This window comes from Promicromonospora alba, from assembly GCF_042654905.1.
GTDB classification, from domain to species: Bacteria; Actinomycetota; Actinomycetes; order Actinomycetales; family Cellulomonadaceae; genus Promicromonospora; species Promicromonospora alba.
Genome location: NZ_JBHSFI010000005.1, coordinates 606,207 through 624,165 on the forward strand (window position 1 = coordinate 606,207; position 17,959 = coordinate 624,165).

Genomic DNA, 17,959 nt, shown 5'->3' on the forward strand with positions numbered 1-17,959 from the left:
TCAGAGCTTCCCCGGTCAGAGCAGACCCAGGCCGCACGACGCCAGGTACTGGCGGGTCATGACGGCGTTCGGCAGCGGCAGCCGCGGGTCGCACGGGTACAGGTCCTGCTCGGTGATGACGTACAGGTCCTTGTCCAGGCCGGCCAGCGCGGCGACGAGCGACTTCATGTCCGGGGCGCCCGCCGGGGGCCGGACCGACGCGCCGCGCGCGACCGCCTCACCGAACGGCCAGTCCTCCTTGTGCGCCTGCTCGGTCAGCTCGACGTCGAAGGCCTTGATGTGCACGTAGGCGATGCGGTCGGGGTAGGTACGAATCATCTCCAGCGGGTCTCCCCCGCCGTAGACGATATGGCCGGTGTCGAGGCACAGGTTGACGTAGTCGGGGTCGGTCGCGTCGAACACCCGCGCGATGTCCTCCGGCGTCTCGATGTGGCTGTCCCCGTGCGGGTGGAGCACCATCTTCAGCCCGTACTCGTCCTTGAGGATCTGGCCGAGCCGGTTGGCGTTCTCGGTGTAGAGCTTCCAGGCGTCCGGCGTCAGCACGCGGTCGTCGGTCCACTCCCAGGTCTTGTCGTCGCGGAAGAGCGGGGGCAGGTGGACGATGTACTCCGCGCCGACGGCCGCATGGGTCTCCGCGATGGCCCGGAAGGTCTTCTCGGTCTCGGCCCACGCCTCGGCCTTGTGCAGGATGCCCCAGCCGGTTCCGGCGACGACCGTGAAGCCGTTGTCGTCCATCACCTTCTGCAGGCGCTTGGGGTCGGTCGGGAAGTAGCCGTACGGGCCCGTCTCCATGTACTCGAAGCCGGCCTCGGCCATCTCGGCCAGCGCCTTCTCCCAGGGGATCTGCTTCTCGTCGTCGGGGAACCACACGCCCCACTGGTCAGGGCAGACGCCGACGGTCAGCTTGCTGAACCGCGGGTCGGTGTTGCGCGCCTTGCTGGTGGGGGCGCCGGAGGACGTCGTCTCGCTGGTCATCTCGTTCTCTCTCGTCCGGGGTGGGGTGTGGGGCCGGCAGGGGTCAGACGGCGGCCGACGACGCCGCCGACGGCACCGGGGCGGGGGCCACGCTGCGGCCCGTGCGTGCGGACTCGGTGGCGGCGTCGGCCAGCGCCAGCGCCTGGCGCCCGTCGAGCAGCGACGGCGTCGGCGCGGAGCCCTCGCGCACGGCGGCCACGAACGCGGCCAGCTCGCTCGTGTACGCGGCGGCGTACCGCTCGAGGAAGAAGTCGAGGTACGGGCCGCGGGCGCCCGAGGTCCCCGCGGCGTCGAGCACCACCGACGTCGCCGTGTGGTTCTCCGCGCGCAGCGCGCCGCGCGGGCCGAACGCCTCGAGCCGCTGGTCGTAGCCCGCCGCGCAGTGCCGGCTGTTGATGATCGTCGCCACGGCGCCGGAGGCGGCGGTGAGGGTGACGATCGCGGCGTCGTAGTCGTCGATCTCCGCGAAGGCCGGGTCCAGGCGCTGCGGTACCGCCTGGACGGCGACGATGTCGCCGAGGAAGAACCGCGCCATGTCGAGGTCGTGGATGGTCATGTCGCGGAAGATCCCGCCCGAGCCCGCGAGGTAGCCGACGGGCGGCGCCGCGGGGTCGCGGCTGATGATCGTGAGCTGTTCGAGGTCGCCGATCTCGCCGGCGGCCACGCGGCGGTGGATCTCCGCGAAGCCCGCGTCGAACCGGCGGTTGAAGCCGAGCATCACGCGGTGCGCGCGGTCGCCGACCTCAGCCAGGCACCGGTCGGCGCGGGCCAGGTCGAGGTCCACGGGCTTCTCGGCGAGCACGGCCTTGCCCGCCTCGACGCTCGCGAGGATCTGCTCGACGTGGTGCGCGGTCGGGGACGCGACCACCACCGCGTCCACCGTGTCGTCGGCGAACACGTCGCCGACCTCGGTGGTGGCCGCCGCGCCGTGGGCAGAGGCGAGGCGCGCCGCGGCGCCGTCGACCGGGTCCGCGACGAGCACGAGCTCGGCGTCGGGTGACGCGGCGATCGAGCGGGCGTGGACGGCGCCGATCCGTCCGGCGCCGATGAGCGCGATGCGCATGGTTTCTCCTTGGTTCATTACGTGGGGGTCACTGCTCCAGCTCGTGTGCCAGCGCCGCGAGCTCGGCGCCGCCTGCCATCTGCGACGTCAGCTCGTCGAGCGTCACGTCCTTCTTCGCGTGGTACCCGAGCGGGCGGCCACGCTTGAGCAGCAGGAACCGGTCGCCCACGGGGTACGCGTGGTGCGGGTTGTGGGTGATGAAGACGACGCCGAGCCCCCGGTCGCGGGCCCGCAGCACGTAGCGCAGCACCACGCCGGACTGCTTGACGCCGAGCGCGGCCGTGGGCTCGTCGAGGATGAGCACCCGGGCGCCGAAGTGGACGGCGCGCGCGATCGCCACGCACTGCCGCTCGCCGCCCGAGAGCTGGTGGATCGGCTGGTTCACGTCCCGCAGGTCGATGCCCATGTCGAGCAGCTCCTGCTTGGTGATGCGCTGCATCGCCTTGACGTCGAGGATGCGGGCCGGGCCGCGCCCCTTGGTCAGCTCGGAGCCGAGAAAGAAGTTGCGCCACACGGGCATGAGCGGGACCACGGCAAGGTCCTGGTAGACGGCGGCGATGCCGAGATCGAGAGCCTCGCGCGGCGAGCCGAGGGTGCGCTCCTCGCCGTGGATCTCCAGGACGCCCTCGGAGTGCTGGTGGCGGCCGGCGATGATCTTGATGAGCGTCGACTTGCCCGCGCCGTTGTCGCCGAGCACGCAGGTGACGCTGCCCGCCTCTACGTCGAGGTCGACGTCCTGCAGGGCGAGGATGTTGCCGTACCGCTTGCCTACGCCGCGCATCCGGACGAGGGAGCCGCCGGTCGTGGTGCTCATCGCTGCTCCGCCCGCTTCTTGACGACGAGGTTGACGATAGTGGCCACGAGCAGCATGAGGCCGAGGAAGAACTTGAACCAGTCGGGGTTCCACTGCGCGTAGACGATGCCCTTGTTGACCATGCCGAAGATGAGCGCGCCGAGGGCGCCGCCGACCGCCGAACCGTAGCCGCCGGTCAGCAGGCAGCCGCCGATCACCGCGGCGATGATGTAGAGGAACTCGTTGCCCACTCCCTCGCCGGACTGCACCGTGCCGAACGCGAACAGGTTGTGCATGCCGAGCAGCCACGCGCACAGCCCGACGCCCATGAACAGGCCGATCTTGGTGCGGACGACGGGGACGCCCACCGCGGACGCCGCCAGCTCGTCCCCGCCCGCGGCGAAGATCCAGTTGCCGACCCGGGTGCGGACCAGCAGGTGGGTCGCGATCACGACGAGGGCCAGCCAGAACACGATGGTCACGTTCCAGTGCACGCCGAGGAAGCTGATCTTGGCGGCGAACAGCGAGCGTGCCGACTCGAACCCGTCCATCGCCGCGATCGACGGGCTGGAGACCCCGCCCGCCACGAGCCGCGTCACGCCGAGGTTGACGCCGGTGATCATCAGGAAGGTCGCGAGCGTGACGATGAACGAGGGCAGCCTGGTCACGATCAGCAGGTAGCCGTTGAGGAACCCGAGCCCGAGCGACACGACGAGGGCCACCCCGACGCCGACCCACACGTTGGTGCCGAGGAACCACGAGAACTGGGCGGCGGTCAGCGCCGAGAACACGACGGCGACGCCGGTGGACAGGTCGAACTCGCCGCCGATCATGAGCAGCGAGACGCCTACCGCCATGATGCCGATGGTCGACGCCCCGTACAGCACCGTCGCGACGGACGAGAGCTGCGTGAACACCGGGGCGACGGTCGCGAAGAACGCGAAGACCGCGACCGCGCCGACGACGGCGCCCATCTCGGGCCGCACGAGCAGCCGCGCGACCGGCGAGCGGCGCACCACGCGCTCGTCGGCCGCAGGCGGCGCCTCCTGCGCGGGGGTGGTTTCCGCGACCATCAGCGGATGCCGTCCTGGGCACCCGTGAGGACGTCGGCGGCGTTGTCCTGGTCGATGATCGCCGGGCCGGTGAAGACGGGCTGGCCGCCGCCGAGCACGAAGCCGCCGTTGTGCTGCAGCCACAGCGACTCGATCGCCATGTAGCCCTGCAGGTAGGGCTGCTGGTCGACGGTGGCGAGGACGTCGCCGTCGGCCACCGCCTGGGCAAGGTCGGCGTTCAGGTCGAACGAGGCGACCTTCGCCTCCGAACCGGTCTCCGCCACCGCGTCCACGATGGTGAGCGTGAAGGGCGCGCCCAGGCCGATGACGACGTCGGCGTCGGCAGTGGACTGGAGCTTGGCGGTGACCGTCGAGCTGACCTGCGTCATGTCGGTGCCCTGCACGTACAGCGTCTCGGTGTCGGGCAGCTTCTCCTTGACCCCGGCGCAGCGCGCCTCCAGGCCGACGTTGCCCTGCTCGTGGATCACGCAGATCGGGTGCGTGAAGTCCTGCTCGGTGAGCAGGTCGCCGAGCGCCTCGCCGGCGAGCCCGTCGTCCTGGCCGATGAACGTGAACGCGCCGAAGTCGAGCGCGTCGTCCATGCCGCCGTTGAAGCCGACGACGGGGATGTCGGCGTCGACGGCGTTCTGCGTCACGCCCTGCATCGCCTCGCCCTTGGAGAAGGTCAGCGCCAGCCCGTCCGTCCCCTGGTCCACCGCCTGCTGGGCGAGCTGGCTCTGGCGGGCGGCGTCCGGGTCGCCCGAGTACTGCAGGTCGACGCCGTACCGTTCCGCCGCGGCCTCCGCGCCGCGGCGGACGATGTCCCAGAACGTGTCCCCGGGCCCGGCGTGGGTGACCATCACCGCGGTCATCGTCTTCTCGGCGGCGGCAGGAGCGGCGTCGTCCGCCTGCTGCCTGCCGCCCTCCGAGCATGCGGTGAGGAACAGCGCCAGTGCGCCGCCGAGGGCGAGCGCACGGGCGAGGTGTGTTCTGTTCACGTCTGGGCTCCTTGGGTCACGTCGTTGTGAAGGATCTGAGTGACCCACGCTACCGCTGCGAGAGCCCATGTCAAGACATACTTACTACCGGTCAAACCCCTACTTCTGGGAGTCCCCGGAGAAGTGGAACGAGGCGTCGGCGCGCTGCTCACGGTGCGGCCACCGCTGCGTGACGACCTTGCCGCGCGTGTAGAACTTGATGCCCTCGGGACCGTAGATGTGGCTCTCGCCGAACAGCGAGTCCTTCCACCCGCCGAACGAGTGCCAGGCGACCGGGACGGGGATCGGGACGTTGACGCCGATCATGCCCACCTTCACCTCGCGCTGGAAGGTGCGGGCGGACTCGCCAGAGCTCGTGAAGACGGCGGTGCCGTTGCCGTAGGGGTTCGCGTTGATCACGTCGATCGCCTCGGCCAGGCCGGACACGCGCACGACGTCGATGACCGGCCCGAAGACCTCCTCGCGGTAGACCTCGTGCGCCGGAGCGACCCGGTCGATGACGGTCGGGCCGACGAAGAAGCCGTTCTCGTAGCCCGGCACGGTGTGGCCGCGGCCGTCGACCACGAGCTCGGCGCCGTCGCGCTCGGCCGAGCCGATGAGGCCCTCGATGCGCTCCTTCGCGGCGGCCGTGATGACGGGGCCCATGTCGGCCCCCGGCTGGTCGCCGGACGTCACCTTGACCGCGCGGGCCTTGGCGGCGAGCTTCTCGACCAGCGCGTCGGCCACCGAGTCCTCGACGACCGCTACCGAGATCGCCATGCAGCGTTCGCCGGCCGCGCCGAAGGCCGCGGCGGTCAGGTGGTTCACGGCGTCGTCGAGGTCGGCGTCAGCCAGCACCACGCCGTGGTTCTTGGCCCCGCCGAGCGCCTGGACGCGCTTGCCCTCCGCCGACGCGGTGGCGTGGATGTACTTGGCGATGGGGGTCGAGCCGACGAACGAGACGGCCGCGACGTCGTCGTGGTGCAGGATCGCGTCCACTACCTCCTTGTCGCCCTGGACCACGTTGAAGACACCGTCGGGCAGACCGGCCTTCTGCCACAGGTCGGCCAGGAACAGCGAGGCCGACGGGTCGCGCTCGGACGGCTTGAGCACGAACGTGTTGCCGGTGGCGATCGCCATGGGGCTCATCCACAGCGGCACCATGACCGGGAAGTTGAACGGCGTGATGCCCGCGACCACGCCGAGCGGCTCCCGGAACGAGAAGACGTCGACGCCGGTCGCGGCCTGCTCCGAGTACTCGCCCTTGAGGAGGTGCGGCAGGCCGCAGGCGAACTCCACGACCTCGAGGCCGCGGCCCACCTCGCCCGCGGCGTCGGACACGACCTTGCCGTGCTCCCGGCTGACCAGGCGCGCCAGCTCGTCGGTGTTGGCGGCGAGCAGCTCGCGGAACCGGAACAGCACCGCTGCGCGCTTGCCGAGGGGGTACCGCGACCAGGCCTCGAAGGCCTCGGCGGCCGAGGCGACCGCGCGGTCGACGTCGGCGGCCGTGCCGAGCCCGAGGCGTGCGATCTCGGCGCCCGTCGCGGGGTTGAAGACGGGCTGGGTGCGCTCGCCGGACGACTCGACCGGCTTGCCGTCGATCCAGTGGGTGATCAGGGACATCAGATACCTCGCTCGGGCTGGGTGGGGTCTGTCGGTTCCGTCGCGACGGTGGGGCGCGCCGTCACAGGTAGTGCCGTTGAGCGGCGCGGCCCGCCTCGTACTCGGCGCGTGCGGTACGGGTGCTGGGCAGGGTGGAGGCCTCGCTCACCGGCACGTCCCACCAGCTCGAACCGGGCGGGTTGGGCCCGTACAGGTCGGTCTCGACGTGGATGAGCGTCGCGGCGTCGGAGGCGACGGCGGTGCGGAAGGCCGCGCGGAAGTCCTCGACGCTCTTGGCGACCAGCACGTCGACGCCGAAGCTCTCGGCGTTGCGCACCAGGTCGAGGGGCACGTCGTCGCCGTCGAGCAGGCCGGTCTCGGGGTTGCGCATCTGGTACCTCGTGCCGAACCGCTGCGAGCCGCGCGACTCCGAGAGGGCCCCGATCGACGCGAACCCGTGGTTCTGCAGCAACACCACGATCACCTTGATGCGCTCGGAGACGATGGTCGCGAGCTCCTGCGGGAGCATCTGGTACGTGCCGTCGCCGACGATCGCCACGACCTCCCGGTCGGGCGCCGCCAGCTTCGCGCCCATGGCCGCGGGGATCTCGTAGCCCATGCAGGAGTAGCCGTACTCCAGGTGGTACTGCGACGGCGTCCGCGCGCGCCACAGCGCCTGGAGGTCGCCCGGCATCGAGCCGGCGGCGTTGATGAGGATGTCCTCGTCGCTCATGAGCTCGTTGAGCGCCCCGAAGATCTCGGTCTGGGCGGGCAGCGGGCCGTGGCCCAGGTGGTAGCAGCGTTCGGTGACCTCCTGCCAGCCGGCCACGCGGCGCGTGATCTCTTCCCGGTAGTCCGCGTCGGTACGGTGCCCGGCCAGCGCCTCGGTGAGCGCGGTGAGGCCCTCGCGGGCGTCCGCGACCAGCATCTCGGCGGAGTGCTTGGCGGCGTCGAAGGCGGCGACGTTGAGGTTGACGAACCGCACTCCCGGGTCACGGAAGGCGGTGTGGCTCGCCGTCGTGAAGTCCGTGTAGCGGGTGCCCACCCCGATGACGACGTCGGCGGTGGCCGCGAGCGCGTTGGCGGCGTCGTTGCCCGTCGCGCCGACTCCCCCGACGGCGAGCGGGTGGTCCCAGTTGATCGCGCCCTTGCCGGCCTGCGTGTCGGCGACGGGGATGCCGGTCGCCGTCGCGAAGGTGCGCAGCGCCTCGCTCGCCTCGGAGTAGACGACGCCGCCGCCCGCGACCACGAGCGGCCGCTTCGCGGAGCGGATCACCTCGACGACGCGCGCCAGCGCGGCGGGCTCCGGGACCGGGCGCGCGACGTGCCACACGCGGTCGCGGAAGAACTCGACGGGCCAGTCGTAGGCCTCGGCCTGCACGTCCTGCGGGAGGCAGAGGGTGACGGCGCCGGTCTCGGCGGGGTCGGTCAGCACGCGCATGGCGGCGGGGGCGCTCGACAGGAGCTGCTCGGGTCGCCAGATCCGGTCGAAGTACCGTGACACCGGGCGGAACGCGTCGTTGACCGTCACGTCGGGGCCGCCGGGGTGCTCGAGCTGCTGCAGCACGGGGTCCGGGAGCCGGTTCGCGAAGACGTCGGAGGGCAGCAGCAGCACGGGGATCCGGTCGATGGTCGCCAGCGCGGCGCCCGTGATCATGTTGGTCGAGCCGGGGCCGATCGACGCGGTGCAGGCGAAGGTCTGCAGCCGCTCCTTGGTGCGGGCGTAGCCGACGGCGGCGTGCACCATCCCCTGCTCGTTGCGGGCCAGCAGGTAGGGCAGCTCGTCGGGTCCGGTCTCGCCCGCCGGCACGCCGGACTCGGCGGCCTCGACGTGCGCCTGCAGCAGCCCCTGCCCGAACCCCGCGACGTTGCCGTGCCCGAAGATGCCGAACGCGCCGGCGAACAGCCGCTGGGTCACGCCGTCGCGCTCGGTGTGCTGGTGCGCGAGGAAGCGGACCAGGGCCTGGCCGACGGTGAGGCGGACGGTGGCGGCCTCGGCGGGGGTGTCGCTGGGGGTCGTGCTGCTCACGTGGGCTCCTCGGTGAGTTCCGTGGTCGGGGTCGTGGTGCGTGCGGGGGTGGGGCTCGCGCCGAGCGGGAGGCGCGGGTCGACGGGCTCCGACGCCCACGTCTCGCGCACCCAGTGGTGGGCCGGGTCGTCGACGGACAGCCAGGTGCCGTCGTCGGCCGGACCGGCCATGACGTTGAGGTAGTACAGGTCGTAGCCGGGGGCCGCCGCGGACGGCCCGTGGTACCCGTGCGGGACCAGCACGGTGTCGCCCGTGCGGACCTCGGCCAGTACCTCGATCGGCCGGTCCGCCGTGCCGTACACCTGGTGGTGCGCCAGCCCCGGGCCGGCCGGACCGTCGGCGACCTCGAAGTAGTAGATCTCCTCCAGCTCACGTTCCTCGTGGCCGGGGACGTCGCTGTGCGCGTCGTGCTTGTGCGGCGGGTAGCTGGACCAGTTCCCGCCCGGGGTCAGCACCTCGCACACCAGGATGCGGTCGACGTCGACGGCCGTGCCGATCGTGTAGTTGTGCACCTGGCGGCTGGCCCGGCCCGCGCCGCGCAGGTCGACCGGCACCTCGCTCGCCCGCAGCACCTGGACGGGCAGCACTCGGCCGGCGCGGGCGGTGCCGATGGCTACGCGGGCGCCGCCGCCGTTGGAGGCGTCTTCGCCGTCGGGCGCGTCGCCGCCGTCGGGCCGCAGCGTCACCGTGGAGCCGACCGGCAGGTAGGCGACGTCCGCCGGGCCTTCGAAGACGCTCGCGCGGCCGGTCAGCCGCAGGTCGTGGTGCTCGCCGCTCGGGTCGGTCACGTCCAGGCGCAGGCTCCCGCGCAGCGGTACGACGACCGCCTCGTCGGCGGTGAGCTCGAGGTCGAGGTGCCCGCCCGGGGCGATCTCGTGGACCAGGAGGCCGCTGTAGCCCCAGCCGGCCCGCTCGGGCGTGACCTCGGCGACGGCGCCGCCGGTGCGCGCGTCGGGGACGCTCGCTCTGAGGATCAGATCGTTCTCGGTCACAGCAGGCTCACCGCCTCGTCCACGGCCGCCGCGACGTCGCCGCCCGGCGGGTACAGCAGGGACCTGCCGATCACCAGGCCGCGCACCGTCGGCAGGGCGAGGGCCTTGGCCCAGCCGGCCATGGCGGCGTCCTGGTCGCCGCTGACCTCCCCGCCGAGGATGAGCGCGGGCAGGGTCGACGCCGCGAGAACCCGCTCCATCTCGTCCACGACGGGCAGCTTGAGCCACGTGTAGGCCGACGTGCGGCCCAGGCCGGACGCGATGGCGATGGACCGCATCACGGCGTCGGGCGTCAGGTCGTTGCGCACGCGTCCCTCGACCCGCCGCGAGATGAACGGCTCGACCATCGCGACCAGGCCGCGGTCGGCGAGCTCGTCGACGGCGCGGGCGCTCGCCTCCAGCGTGGCGACGGAGGCGGGGTCCTGCGGGTCGATGCGCAGCAGCATCTTGCCGCCGTCCAGGCCTGCCTCGGCGATGCCGCGTGCGTCGTAGCCGGTGAAGCGGTCGTCCAGCTCGAACGACGAGCCGGCCAGGCCGCCCCGGTTCATCGACCCGTAGACCAGCTTGCCGTCCAGCGCGCCCATCGCGGCGAGCTCCTCGACGAGGTCGGCGGTGCCGAGGAAGCCCCCGACGCCCGGCCGGCCCAGCGCGATCGCCGTCCGGCGCAGGAGGTCGCGCCGGTCCGCCATCGCCATGGGGTCGCCGCCCACCGCCACGGCGCCGCGCGCCGGATGGTCGGCGGCGATGACGAGGAACCGCTCGCCCGGGACCGAACCCGGATGCCGCGGCCGGGTGAAGAGCCGCTCGCGCAGGGCGCGCGGGTCGCTCAGCCGCAGCTCGGCGACGTCGTCGACGGTCAGGGCGGGCCGCGCGGTGCTCTCGGACGCGGCGCCGTCGTCGTCCGTGTCGTTCGTGTCGGACGGCGCGGCCGCGCGCTCACGGATCTCGAGGGGGGCATCGGTCCGCTGCTCCGGCACCCGGCCCGTGGCCAGCAGGTACTCGACCTCGGCGACCGTCGGCATCGACGCCGCGCACTCCAGCCGGGCCGCGACGATCGCTCCGGCGGCGTTGGCGAAGCGCAGCGTCCGCTCGAGCGACCAGCCCTGCAGCAGCCCGTGGCACAGCGACCCGCCGAACCCGTCCCCCGCGCCGAGCCCGTTGACGACGTCGACGGCGACCGGCGGCACGACGACTCGTTCGTCGCGAGTCTTGGCCAGCACCCCGCGCGGCCCTTGCTTGACGACTGCCAGCTCGACCCCGGCGGCGAGCAGCGCGTCGGCGGCCCGGTCGGGATCCTTCTCGCCGACGGCGACGAAGCACTCCTCCCGGTTGCCCACGGCGATCGTCACGTGCGGCAGCGCTGCGCGGATCTGCTCGCGCGCCGTCTCGACGTCGGGCCAGAACATCGAGCGGTAGTCCAGGTCGAGCACCGTGTGACCGGACCGGCCGCGCGCCTCGAGGGCCGCGAAGTGCGCCGACCGGCTGGGCTCCTGGCTCAGGCCGGTGCTGGTGAGCCAGAACAGGCGGGCCGAGCGGACGGCGTCGATATCGACGTCCTCCGGTGTGACCCGCAGGTCGGGGGCGGACGGCGACCGGTAGAACCAGAGCGGGAAGTCGTCAGGCGGGAAGATCTCGCAGAACGTGACGGGGGTGTGCAGCTCGGGCACCACGACGACGTACTGGTCGTCGACGCCGAACCCGCGCAGCTCGCGGCGCGCGTACCGGCCGAAGGGGTCCTCTCCCACGCCGGTGACGAGGGCGGTGGCATAGCCGAGCCGGGCGGAGGCGACCGCGACGTTCGTCGGGCTCCCGCCGAGGAACTTGCCGAACGACTGCACGTCCTCCAGGCCCACGCCGCTCTGCAGCGGGTACAGGTCGACCCCGATGCGGCCTATCGCGAGCACGTCCGGCGCCCACGCCTCAACGCGTCGTGTCATGCTGCCCCATCCCCATCGTTGCGGATCCGCGCGCACCACTCGTGCGGCAGATACCTCGACCCTGCCTCCGCCGCGCTCTCCTGTCAATACTTTGTCCTGACATTTGAACATCCCGTCCTCAATACCACCGACGGCTAGACTCTCAGCGACAAGAAGACCCCAACGAGGAGGCTCTCCGTGCCCCAGACGCTGCGCATCGACCTCGACCGGTCGAGCCCGGTGCCCCTGTACCACCAGGTTGCCACCGCTATCGACGCAGCGATCGAGGACGGGCGGTTGCAGCCCGGCGAGTTTCTCGAGAACGAGGTCGCGCTGGCCGCGCGCCTCGGCATCTCGCGGCCCACCGCGCGCCAGGCGCTGCAGGACCTGGTCGAGCGCGGACGCCTGGTGCGCCAGCGCGGGGTCGGGACGCATGTGGCCCCGGCGCGCGTGCGCCGGCCCGTCGAGCTGACGAGCCTGCACGACGACCTGACGAAGTCCGGCCGCAAGCCCAGCACCGAGGTGCTCGAGCACCGGACCGTGTCGGCGAGTGCCGAGGTCGCGGAGGCGCTCGAGCTGCCGGAGGGCACCGAGGTGGTCATGATCCGCCGTCTGCGCATGGCCGACGGCGAGCCGCTGGCCGTACTCACCAACTACGTCCCGCTGGACATCGCCCCGACCGTCGAGGAGCTCGCGACGAGCGGGCTGTACGACCTGCTGCGCTCGCGCGGCGCCAAGCCCAAGGTCGCACGGCAGCGCATCGGTGCGCGCTCGGCGACGGCGGCCGAGGCCCGCACGCTCGGCGAGAAGCCGCGGGCGGCGCTGCTGACCATGGAGCGCACGGCGTACGACGACAACGGCAAGGGCATCGAGTTCGGGCAGCACATCTACCGTGCGTCCCGGTACATGTTCGACACCATGCTGTTCGCGAGCTGACCGGCTGATTCTTCGCGGCCGGGCCCTTGTGTTGCGCTGCTTTGTCCTGACATTCGGTTGACAGGTTGCCTGGACGCACTGTCGAATGGAGTCACGCCGAACCCTGCGACGACGCGGGCTCGGGTGCGGACGCGCACTGTCGGCCTACGCCTCCGGAGGATCTCGTGACCCAGACGCTCGACACCGCCACACCTGACAGCGCTGGCGGGGAGACCCCTCTGGCGCGCATGACGCGCGAGCACCCGCAGACGGCCCTGTGGAACGACTCGGCGGACCCGGTGCAGCTCGGCCGCGCGATCGCCTGGGGCGCCGTCGGCGCGACCTGCAACCCGGTGATCGCGCTCGCGGCGATCGAGGCGGACCTGCCGCGCTGGACGGCCCGGCTGGGCGCGCTCGCCGACGACCTGCCTACCGCCACTGAGTCGGAGCTGGGCTGGCTGGTGGTCCAGGAGCTGAGCGTCGAGGCGGCCCGCCTGCTGCTGCCGGCCTTCGAGGCGTCCGGTGGCCGGAACGGGCGGCTGTCGATCCAGACCGACCCGCGCCTGCACCGGGACGCCGGCGCCCTGGTGCGCCAGGCCGAACAGTTCGCGGCGCTGGCGCCGAACATCATCGTGAAGATCCCCGCGACGCAGGTGGGCGTCGAGGCCATCGAGGAAGTGACCTATCGCGGCATCAGCGTCAACGCGACGGTGTCGTTCACCGTGGCGCAGGCGGTGGCTGTTGCCGAGGCTGTGGAGCGTGGGCTCGACCGTCGCGAGCGGGAGGGGCTGCCGGTCGAGGAGATGGGGGCCGTCGCGACGATCATGGGCGGGCGGCTTGATGACTGGCTCAAGATCGTGGCGGCTCGTGATGGTCTGCTGCTGCCGCCGGGGGTTCTTGACTGGGCGGGGGTGGCTGCTCTGAAGAATGCCTACCGGATCTTCGTCGAGCGGGGCTATCGGACTCGAGTGCTGTCGGCGGCGTTCCGGACGCATCTGCATCTGTCGGAGCTGGTGGGCGGTGACCTCGTGATCTCACCGCCGTTCGAGTGGCAGGACTCGATCAACCGGAACTCTCTGGCGCTGCCGTCTCGGATTGACTCGCCGGTGGATCCGGAGATCCTCGAGACGCTTTCGCGTTCGCTGCCGGACTTCCGGGCCGCGTACGAGCCTGATGGGCTGGCGCCTGAGCAGTTCGCTGGGTTCGGTCCGTCCCGGCGGACACTGCGCCAGTTCCTTGAGGCGGATGCGCAGCTGGATGCGCTGGTTCGGGACGTGCTGGTTCCTGCGCCCTGAGCTGAGGGCGTGGCGGCCGGTGGTGCTGCGCGGGCGCGTGTCGGCGGGGTCGGCGAGGGGCCGAAGTTTGCTAGTGTGTTCCCCGCACCGCGCATCGCGCGGGGCCATGCGGGCGTAGCTCAATGGTAGAGCCTTAGTCTTCCAAACTAATTACGCGGGTTCGATTCCCGTCGCCCGCTCAGAGTACGGAAGCCCAGGTCAGAGAGTGTTTCTGATCTGGGCTTCGTGCATTCTGGAGGGCTGGAAGCGGCGCCGAGTGGCCCTTATTGACCCTAAGTCGCTCGCGACGGGTCAGGACCTGGAGCCAAGATGTCCGCTTCACCCGATCCGCAGGGGCGCGCCCGTGGAGCCGCACGCGCACCTCGAAGCATGTCCCCACGCAACCGTCGCAACAGCCGCCGGTCCTACGGCAACGTCCGCCAGCGCACGGCCGGCCGCTGGGAGGCCAGGTACACCGGACCCGACGGCGTGCGCCGTCCGATCGGCACGTTCGAGTCCGAGAAGGCGGCGAACGCCGCCCTGGCCCGCGTGCTCAGCGACGTCTACCAGGGCACCTACCGCGAGCCCGAGACGGGCGACGTGCCGCTGCGCGAGTACGCGCAGCGCTGGCTCGCCACGCGGGACCTGAAGCCCTCCACCCTCGACGGCTACGAGCGGCTGCTGCGGCGCTGGATCCTGACACCGCTGCGGAGCCCGGGCGGCGCGCGGCAGCTCGACCTCGGCTCGCTCCCGCTGCGTTCGATCTCGCACACCATGGTGAGCGAGTGGTACGCGGCGCTGTTGGTGGCGACGGCGGAGTCCGCCGCGGCGTGGCTTGCTCGCGGGGGCGGGCCGAGCGACGCGGCTCACGTGCGGGGGTGGGCGCGTGCGACCGGCCTGCCGGTCGGTGACTCCGGGCGGATGCCAGCCGCGTTGTGGGAGGCGTGGCGGTCTGCCGGTTCGCCCGCCGCCGCGTTGGTCGAGTCCCGGCACGCCGGGACGGTGACCGGCCGGACCCAGGCGGCGCACGCCTACGCGCTGCTGCGAACGATCTGCGGCGACGCCGTGCGTGACCGGCTCATCGAGGCGAACCCGTGCAGCATTCGCGGTGCGGGCCAGACCCGGCCGGCGGAACGAGTGGTCCCCGGCGACTCCGTGGTCGACGCGATCGCGGCGGCCTTCGACGGACAGTCGGAGCGGTATCGCGCGGCCGTGATCGTCGCGGCGCACTCCGGGCTGCGTGCGGGCGAGCTGTTCGCGCTCGAACGCCAGCACGTCGAGCGGACGCCACAGGGCGGCGTGCGGCTCAACGTCCGGCAGACACTCGTGGACGTGCCGGGCAAGCCCGTCGCGTTCGGCCCGCCCAAGTCGGACGCTGGACGCCGCAAGGTGCACCTCCCACCGGAAGCCGCCCGAGCCCTCCTGGCTCATCTGGAGCGCTACACCGGACTCGGTCCGCGAGCTCTGGTGTTCGCGACCTCTGCCGGGCGACCGGTGCGCGGCGGGAACCGGTCGTCGATGTTCTCTCGGGCAAAGAGGCGCGCTGGCGCACCCGCCGAGCTGCGCTGGCACGACCTGCGACACCTAGCTGCGACGCGCGCCGCCGAGGCCGGAGCGACGCTGGCCGAACTGCAGCGGCGCATCGGGCACTCGACAGTCGCCGCTGCCATGGTCTACCAGCACGCCACCGATGACGGTGACGAGCGGCTGGCGGCGCGGATGGCCGAGAACCAGGCGGCGAGGCGAGCATCGAATGTCGTGGATTTCCCTGGGCTGAGCAGGTGACCTGAGCCTGCCGCTGCCCGGCGCTTTCTGCGGGGCCGGGCGGCGGGTGCTTGGAAGTTGGTGCACACCTACCTGTCGATGACCGCGATCGGACAGGAGCGAGAGATGGATACCCAGGGTGCGCTGCCGTTTGCCTTCGACGATCCCCTGCTCACGGCGGCCGAAGCCGCCGAGGTGCTGGGAGTGTCACGCTGGTGGTTCGGCGAACTGGTGCGCCGAGGGCGCGTTGGACCGTGTGCCCGGATCGGCGGCCGGCTTCGAGTGCGGCGGTCGGTGCTGGACCGGTACCGGGCCGAGCAAGCGGGCGACCCACGGGACCCGTATCTGACGTACGAAGACATCGGGGTCTACCTCGGCGTCTCGTCGTGGACGGCCGGGGAGCTGGTGCGCCGTGGACTGCTTGCCGGTACCCGGATCGGGCGGAAGATCGTGGTGCGGCGGTCGGTCGTGGAGGCCTACATCGAGGCCTGCACGCGGTAGCTTCCTCGTTGGGCGCCGCAGCGTTTGCCCGGGTCGTATGGTCCTGCCAAATTGGCGGAACCATAATTATCCGTTTTGTTCTCCAGGGCCGGAGCGGGCTGTACCGGGCACGTCGTTCAGGTAGAAGCCCCGGTCACGCGGTGGTGCCAAATTGGCACCACCGCGGCTGTCCAGATTAGCCCTGATGCCGTCGGCAGCTCGGCGCCGACCGCACGGCATGCCGAAGCGAACCCGCAGGCCGCGCGGTGGTGGCAATTTGCCACCACCGCGCATGTCCGAGTTAGCCCGCATACATCTGCACCTGCCTGCCCCATGCTCACGATTGTGCACGCCACCTGTACCCGTCGAGGTACTACTTGGCGTCCCCCATGCAGCCTTTCGAGATACGTTCCAGGTAGGGGACATGGCAGCGAACAGGGCGAACGCATGTCCCCCAACTCCTGGGTATTGATCGCCGGGGGAACGTCGAAAGCGGAGAGTGTTCGTGCGTTGGCATCGCCCCACGACTGGGCCGGCTGGCTCGGCCCATCGGCCTCCACTGGGCGGCCAGCGCGCGAGTACTCATCCATGCGCCGATGGTGACAAACGAGCGCACGCTCTGCGCACACCAAGCACGCCGCACACCAGGGTGTGCAGCGGTATCAGCGCAGGTCAGATGCGCACACCACTTCGACGCCCAGCGGTCCCGCGGCGGTTGCACTCTTGCCCGGTTCGCCGAGGAACACGTCAGGTTCGACGGGGCGCGAACGGCTCGATCAACCTGCCGTGGGTGGCATCGGTTCGGTCTAGGAGACTTCGGTTCTGTCGCTCAGTCTTCACTCGCATCCGGGAAGGCAATGCCTCCTGACTCAGCATTCCGTTCGAGCTCGTCAGCCATGCGCAGCAGCTCTCGCGTTTCCGCCTCATACCCAGGCTTGCCTAGGTTGACGAAAGATCCGCGATCCTTACCGGGTCGATTGAACCTATAAGCAGTGTTGTTCAAGGGCTCACCCGGTGTGCCCTTCTTCATGGACTCGATCAGCTCGAGCACGATCCGCTGGCTTTCCGGAGGCAGACGAGTGGCATGGCTGCCGTTCATCCGGCCCAAAGCCTCGTCGGTCAGCGGTGGCGATCCGGCTTCCCGCTCGTCCTGCCTTTGGCCCTCGATGTGCTCGCCGAGGCGGAGTTGCCAACCGATCTGGTGAACGTGCGCGATGACTTCGCGCAGCGGCCCCTCGACGGACAGATCCGTGGGAGCCAGGATGTTACCTGTCTTCCCAAGATCCACGTAGAAGCCACGCTGCTTGGACCGATCATGGCGGCGTGACCACGCCCTTACGGCACCCAGTGAGGCGGCATTCTGGACTGGATCGGCAGGCTCGATCCCGAACCAGTACCGCTCCTCTACGAGGAAGGCGTGGACCTTCTCCAGTTTCTTTTGGTGACTTGCCCACAGTTCGTCCAGCCACGTACATCGAAATAGTTCGCCCTCGGGAGCGAACGCCATCTGTATCCGACGTTCATGGACTGCGATCGCCTTCCCTGACTCCTCCAACCCCAGCAAGGCCAACGACCGACCCAGCGCAACGTGGCCCAGGTCTAGCACCGCTACCGCTGAGGTCAGGAGAGCGTCGGCGTTGGCCAGGAGCGAGTCCAGCAGATCCTCTACTCGCTCAGGTGTGAGATCGGGAAGCACGCGTACGGCCATGCAACAAGTCTGCGCGCGACGTTGCCATCCGTAAGAAGGCACGGCGAGGACGGTGCGATGTCACCCGCAACAGGGCGCGATCGACAGGCCGCGCCCGGCTGAAACCTGGATCCTTCGCACCCGACCACTTGGCGGTGAAGGGGACCTCTGGAAGGACCCGCTCGACCTCGTCACAAACGTTGAGGTCGAGGCCCAGCCGTGATCCTCTCCCCGGTGGTGCTCTACATGCTGCCGAACCAGCGGCAGGCCTCGACCTCTGCGAGCCGAATCGAAGGTGCCGCAAGAACCTACTGGCCAGTTGTGATTGCGACCCCTCATGCCCCAGCGCCCGATGGAAAGAACACCGTCACCTTCCGGTGCAGCCGTCTCAGGACCCTGCACTGCGCAAGAGGGGATCCAGCGGACGGCGTGTCCCATCA

14 protein-coding genes, 1 tRNA gene and 1 pseudogene are annotated in these 17,959 nt (G+C 70.9%); 5 read left to right on the forward strand and 11 right to left on the reverse strand.

The genetic code is table 11. From position 1 onward, the window contains the following. Nucleotides 1-15 precede the first annotated feature (15 nt). The 10 genes and pseudogenes from ACFO6V_RS17680 to iolC all read right to left on the reverse strand — a co-directional run. Complete coding sequence (locus ACFO6V_RS17680; RefSeq protein ID WP_377137450.1) at nucleotides 16-975, reverse strand: TIM barrel protein; 960 nt, start codon at nucleotides 973-975, stop codon at nucleotides 16-18. Nucleotides 976-1,018: 43 nt separating this feature from the next. Beyond that, nucleotides 1,019-2,038 (reverse strand): inositol 2-dehydrogenase, encoded by a 1,020-nt coding sequence (iolG, locus tag ACFO6V_RS17685; protein WP_377137452.1) that lies wholly within the window; start codon nucleotides 2,036-2,038, stop codon nucleotides 1,019-1,021. 28 nt (nucleotides 2,039-2,066) lie between these two features. Continuing rightward, on the reverse strand, nucleotides 2,067-2,852 hold the full coding sequence (locus ACFO6V_RS17690) for an ATP-binding cassette domain-containing protein (RefSeq protein WP_377137454.1): 786 nt from the start codon (nucleotides 2,850-2,852) through the stop codon (nucleotides 2,067-2,069). Continuing rightward, the gene (locus tag ACFO6V_RS17695) at nucleotides 2,849-3,904 is read right to left on the reverse strand and encodes an ABC transporter permease (RefSeq protein ID WP_377137456.1); all 1,056 of its coding nucleotides are present in this window, start codon (nucleotides 3,902-3,904) and stop codon (nucleotides 2,849-2,851) included. The genes ACFO6V_RS17690 and ACFO6V_RS17695 overlap by 4 nt, the downstream gene beginning before the upstream one ends. After that, complete coding sequence (locus tag ACFO6V_RS17700; RefSeq protein WP_377137458.1) at nucleotides 3,904-4,881, reverse strand: substrate-binding domain-containing protein; 978 nt, start codon at nucleotides 4,879-4,881, stop codon at nucleotides 3,904-3,906. Before ACFO6V_RS17700 ends, ACFO6V_RS17695 begins: the two co-directional genes overlap by 1 nt. A gap of 99 nt (nucleotides 4,882-4,980) precedes the next feature. Next, nucleotides 4,981-6,483, reverse strand: a complete 1,503-nt coding sequence (locus tag ACFO6V_RS17705; protein WP_377137460.1) for a CoA-acylating methylmalonate-semialdehyde dehydrogenase — start codon at nucleotides 6,481-6,483, stop codon at nucleotides 4,981-4,983. 61 nt (nucleotides 6,484-6,544) lie between these two features. After that, a complete protein-coding gene (gene iolD / locus ACFO6V_RS17710; protein ID WP_377137462.1) occupies nucleotides 6,545-8,491 on the reverse strand; it encodes a 3D-(3,5/4)-trihydroxycyclohexane-1,2-dione acylhydrolase (decyclizing) in 1,947 nt (648 codons plus the stop codon). Beyond that, complete coding sequence (iolB, locus tag ACFO6V_RS17715) at nucleotides 8,488-9,483, reverse strand: 5-deoxy-glucuronate isomerase (protein ID WP_377137464.1); 996 nt, start codon at nucleotides 9,481-9,483, stop codon at nucleotides 8,488-8,490. Before iolB ends, iolD begins: the two co-directional genes overlap by 4 nt. Further along, nucleotides 9,480-10,295 carry a Cgl0159 family (beta/alpha)8-fold protein gene (locus tag ACFO6V_RS17720; RefSeq protein ID WP_465264117.1) on the reverse strand — a complete coding sequence of 272 codons (816 nt, stop codon included), beginning with the start codon at nucleotides 10,293-10,295 and terminating at the stop codon, nucleotides 9,480-9,482. Before ACFO6V_RS17720 ends, iolB begins: the two co-directional genes overlap by 4 nt. Nucleotides 10,296-10,463: 168 nt before the next feature. Then, a pseudogene (gene iolC / locus ACFO6V_RS17725) lies at nucleotides 10,464-11,420 on the reverse strand (5-dehydro-2-deoxygluconokinase); the annotation flags it as partial. Nucleotides 11,421-11,597: 177 nt separating this feature from the next. On the opposite strand from iolC, the gene ACFO6V_RS17730 reads away from it, so the two are divergent. The 5 genes from ACFO6V_RS17730 (at nucleotide 11,598) to ACFO6V_RS17750 (ending at nucleotide 15,853) form a co-directional block, all read left to right on the forward strand. Next, nucleotides 11,598-12,335 carry a GntR family transcriptional regulator gene (locus tag ACFO6V_RS17730; RefSeq protein ID WP_377137466.1) on the forward strand — a complete coding sequence of 246 codons (738 nt, stop codon included), beginning with the start codon at nucleotides 11,598-11,600 and terminating at the stop codon, nucleotides 12,333-12,335. A gap of 164 nt (nucleotides 12,336-12,499) precedes the next feature. Further along, nucleotides 12,500-13,609 carry a transaldolase family protein gene (locus ACFO6V_RS17735; RefSeq protein WP_377137468.1) on the forward strand — a complete coding sequence of 370 codons (1,110 nt, stop codon included), beginning with the start codon at nucleotides 12,500-12,502 and terminating at the stop codon, nucleotides 13,607-13,609. A 108-nt stretch (nucleotides 13,610-13,717) separates the two neighbouring features. Next, a tRNA-Gly gene (locus ACFO6V_RS17740) sits at nucleotides 13,718-13,788 on the forward strand. 190 nt (nucleotides 13,789-13,978) lie between these two features. After that, nucleotides 13,979-15,373, forward strand: a complete 1,395-nt coding sequence (locus ACFO6V_RS17745; protein ID WP_377137470.1) for a site-specific integrase — start codon at nucleotides 13,979-13,981, stop codon at nucleotides 15,371-15,373. Between the two features lie 105 nt (nucleotides 15,374-15,478). Next, nucleotides 15,479-15,853 carry a helix-turn-helix domain-containing protein gene (locus ACFO6V_RS17750; RefSeq protein WP_377137472.1) on the forward strand — a complete coding sequence of 125 codons (375 nt, stop codon included), beginning with the start codon at nucleotides 15,479-15,481 and terminating at the stop codon, nucleotides 15,851-15,853. 808 nt (nucleotides 15,854-16,661) lie between these two features. On the opposite strand, the gene ACFO6V_RS17755 is transcribed toward ACFO6V_RS17750, so the two are convergent. Continuing rightward, nucleotides 16,662-17,540: an AbiV family abortive infection protein gene (locus ACFO6V_RS17755; protein ID WP_377137474.1), complete on the reverse strand. Its 879-nt coding sequence runs from the start codon at nucleotides 17,538-17,540 to the stop codon at nucleotides 16,662-16,664. Between the last annotated feature and the right edge of the window lie 419 nt (nucleotides 17,541-17,959).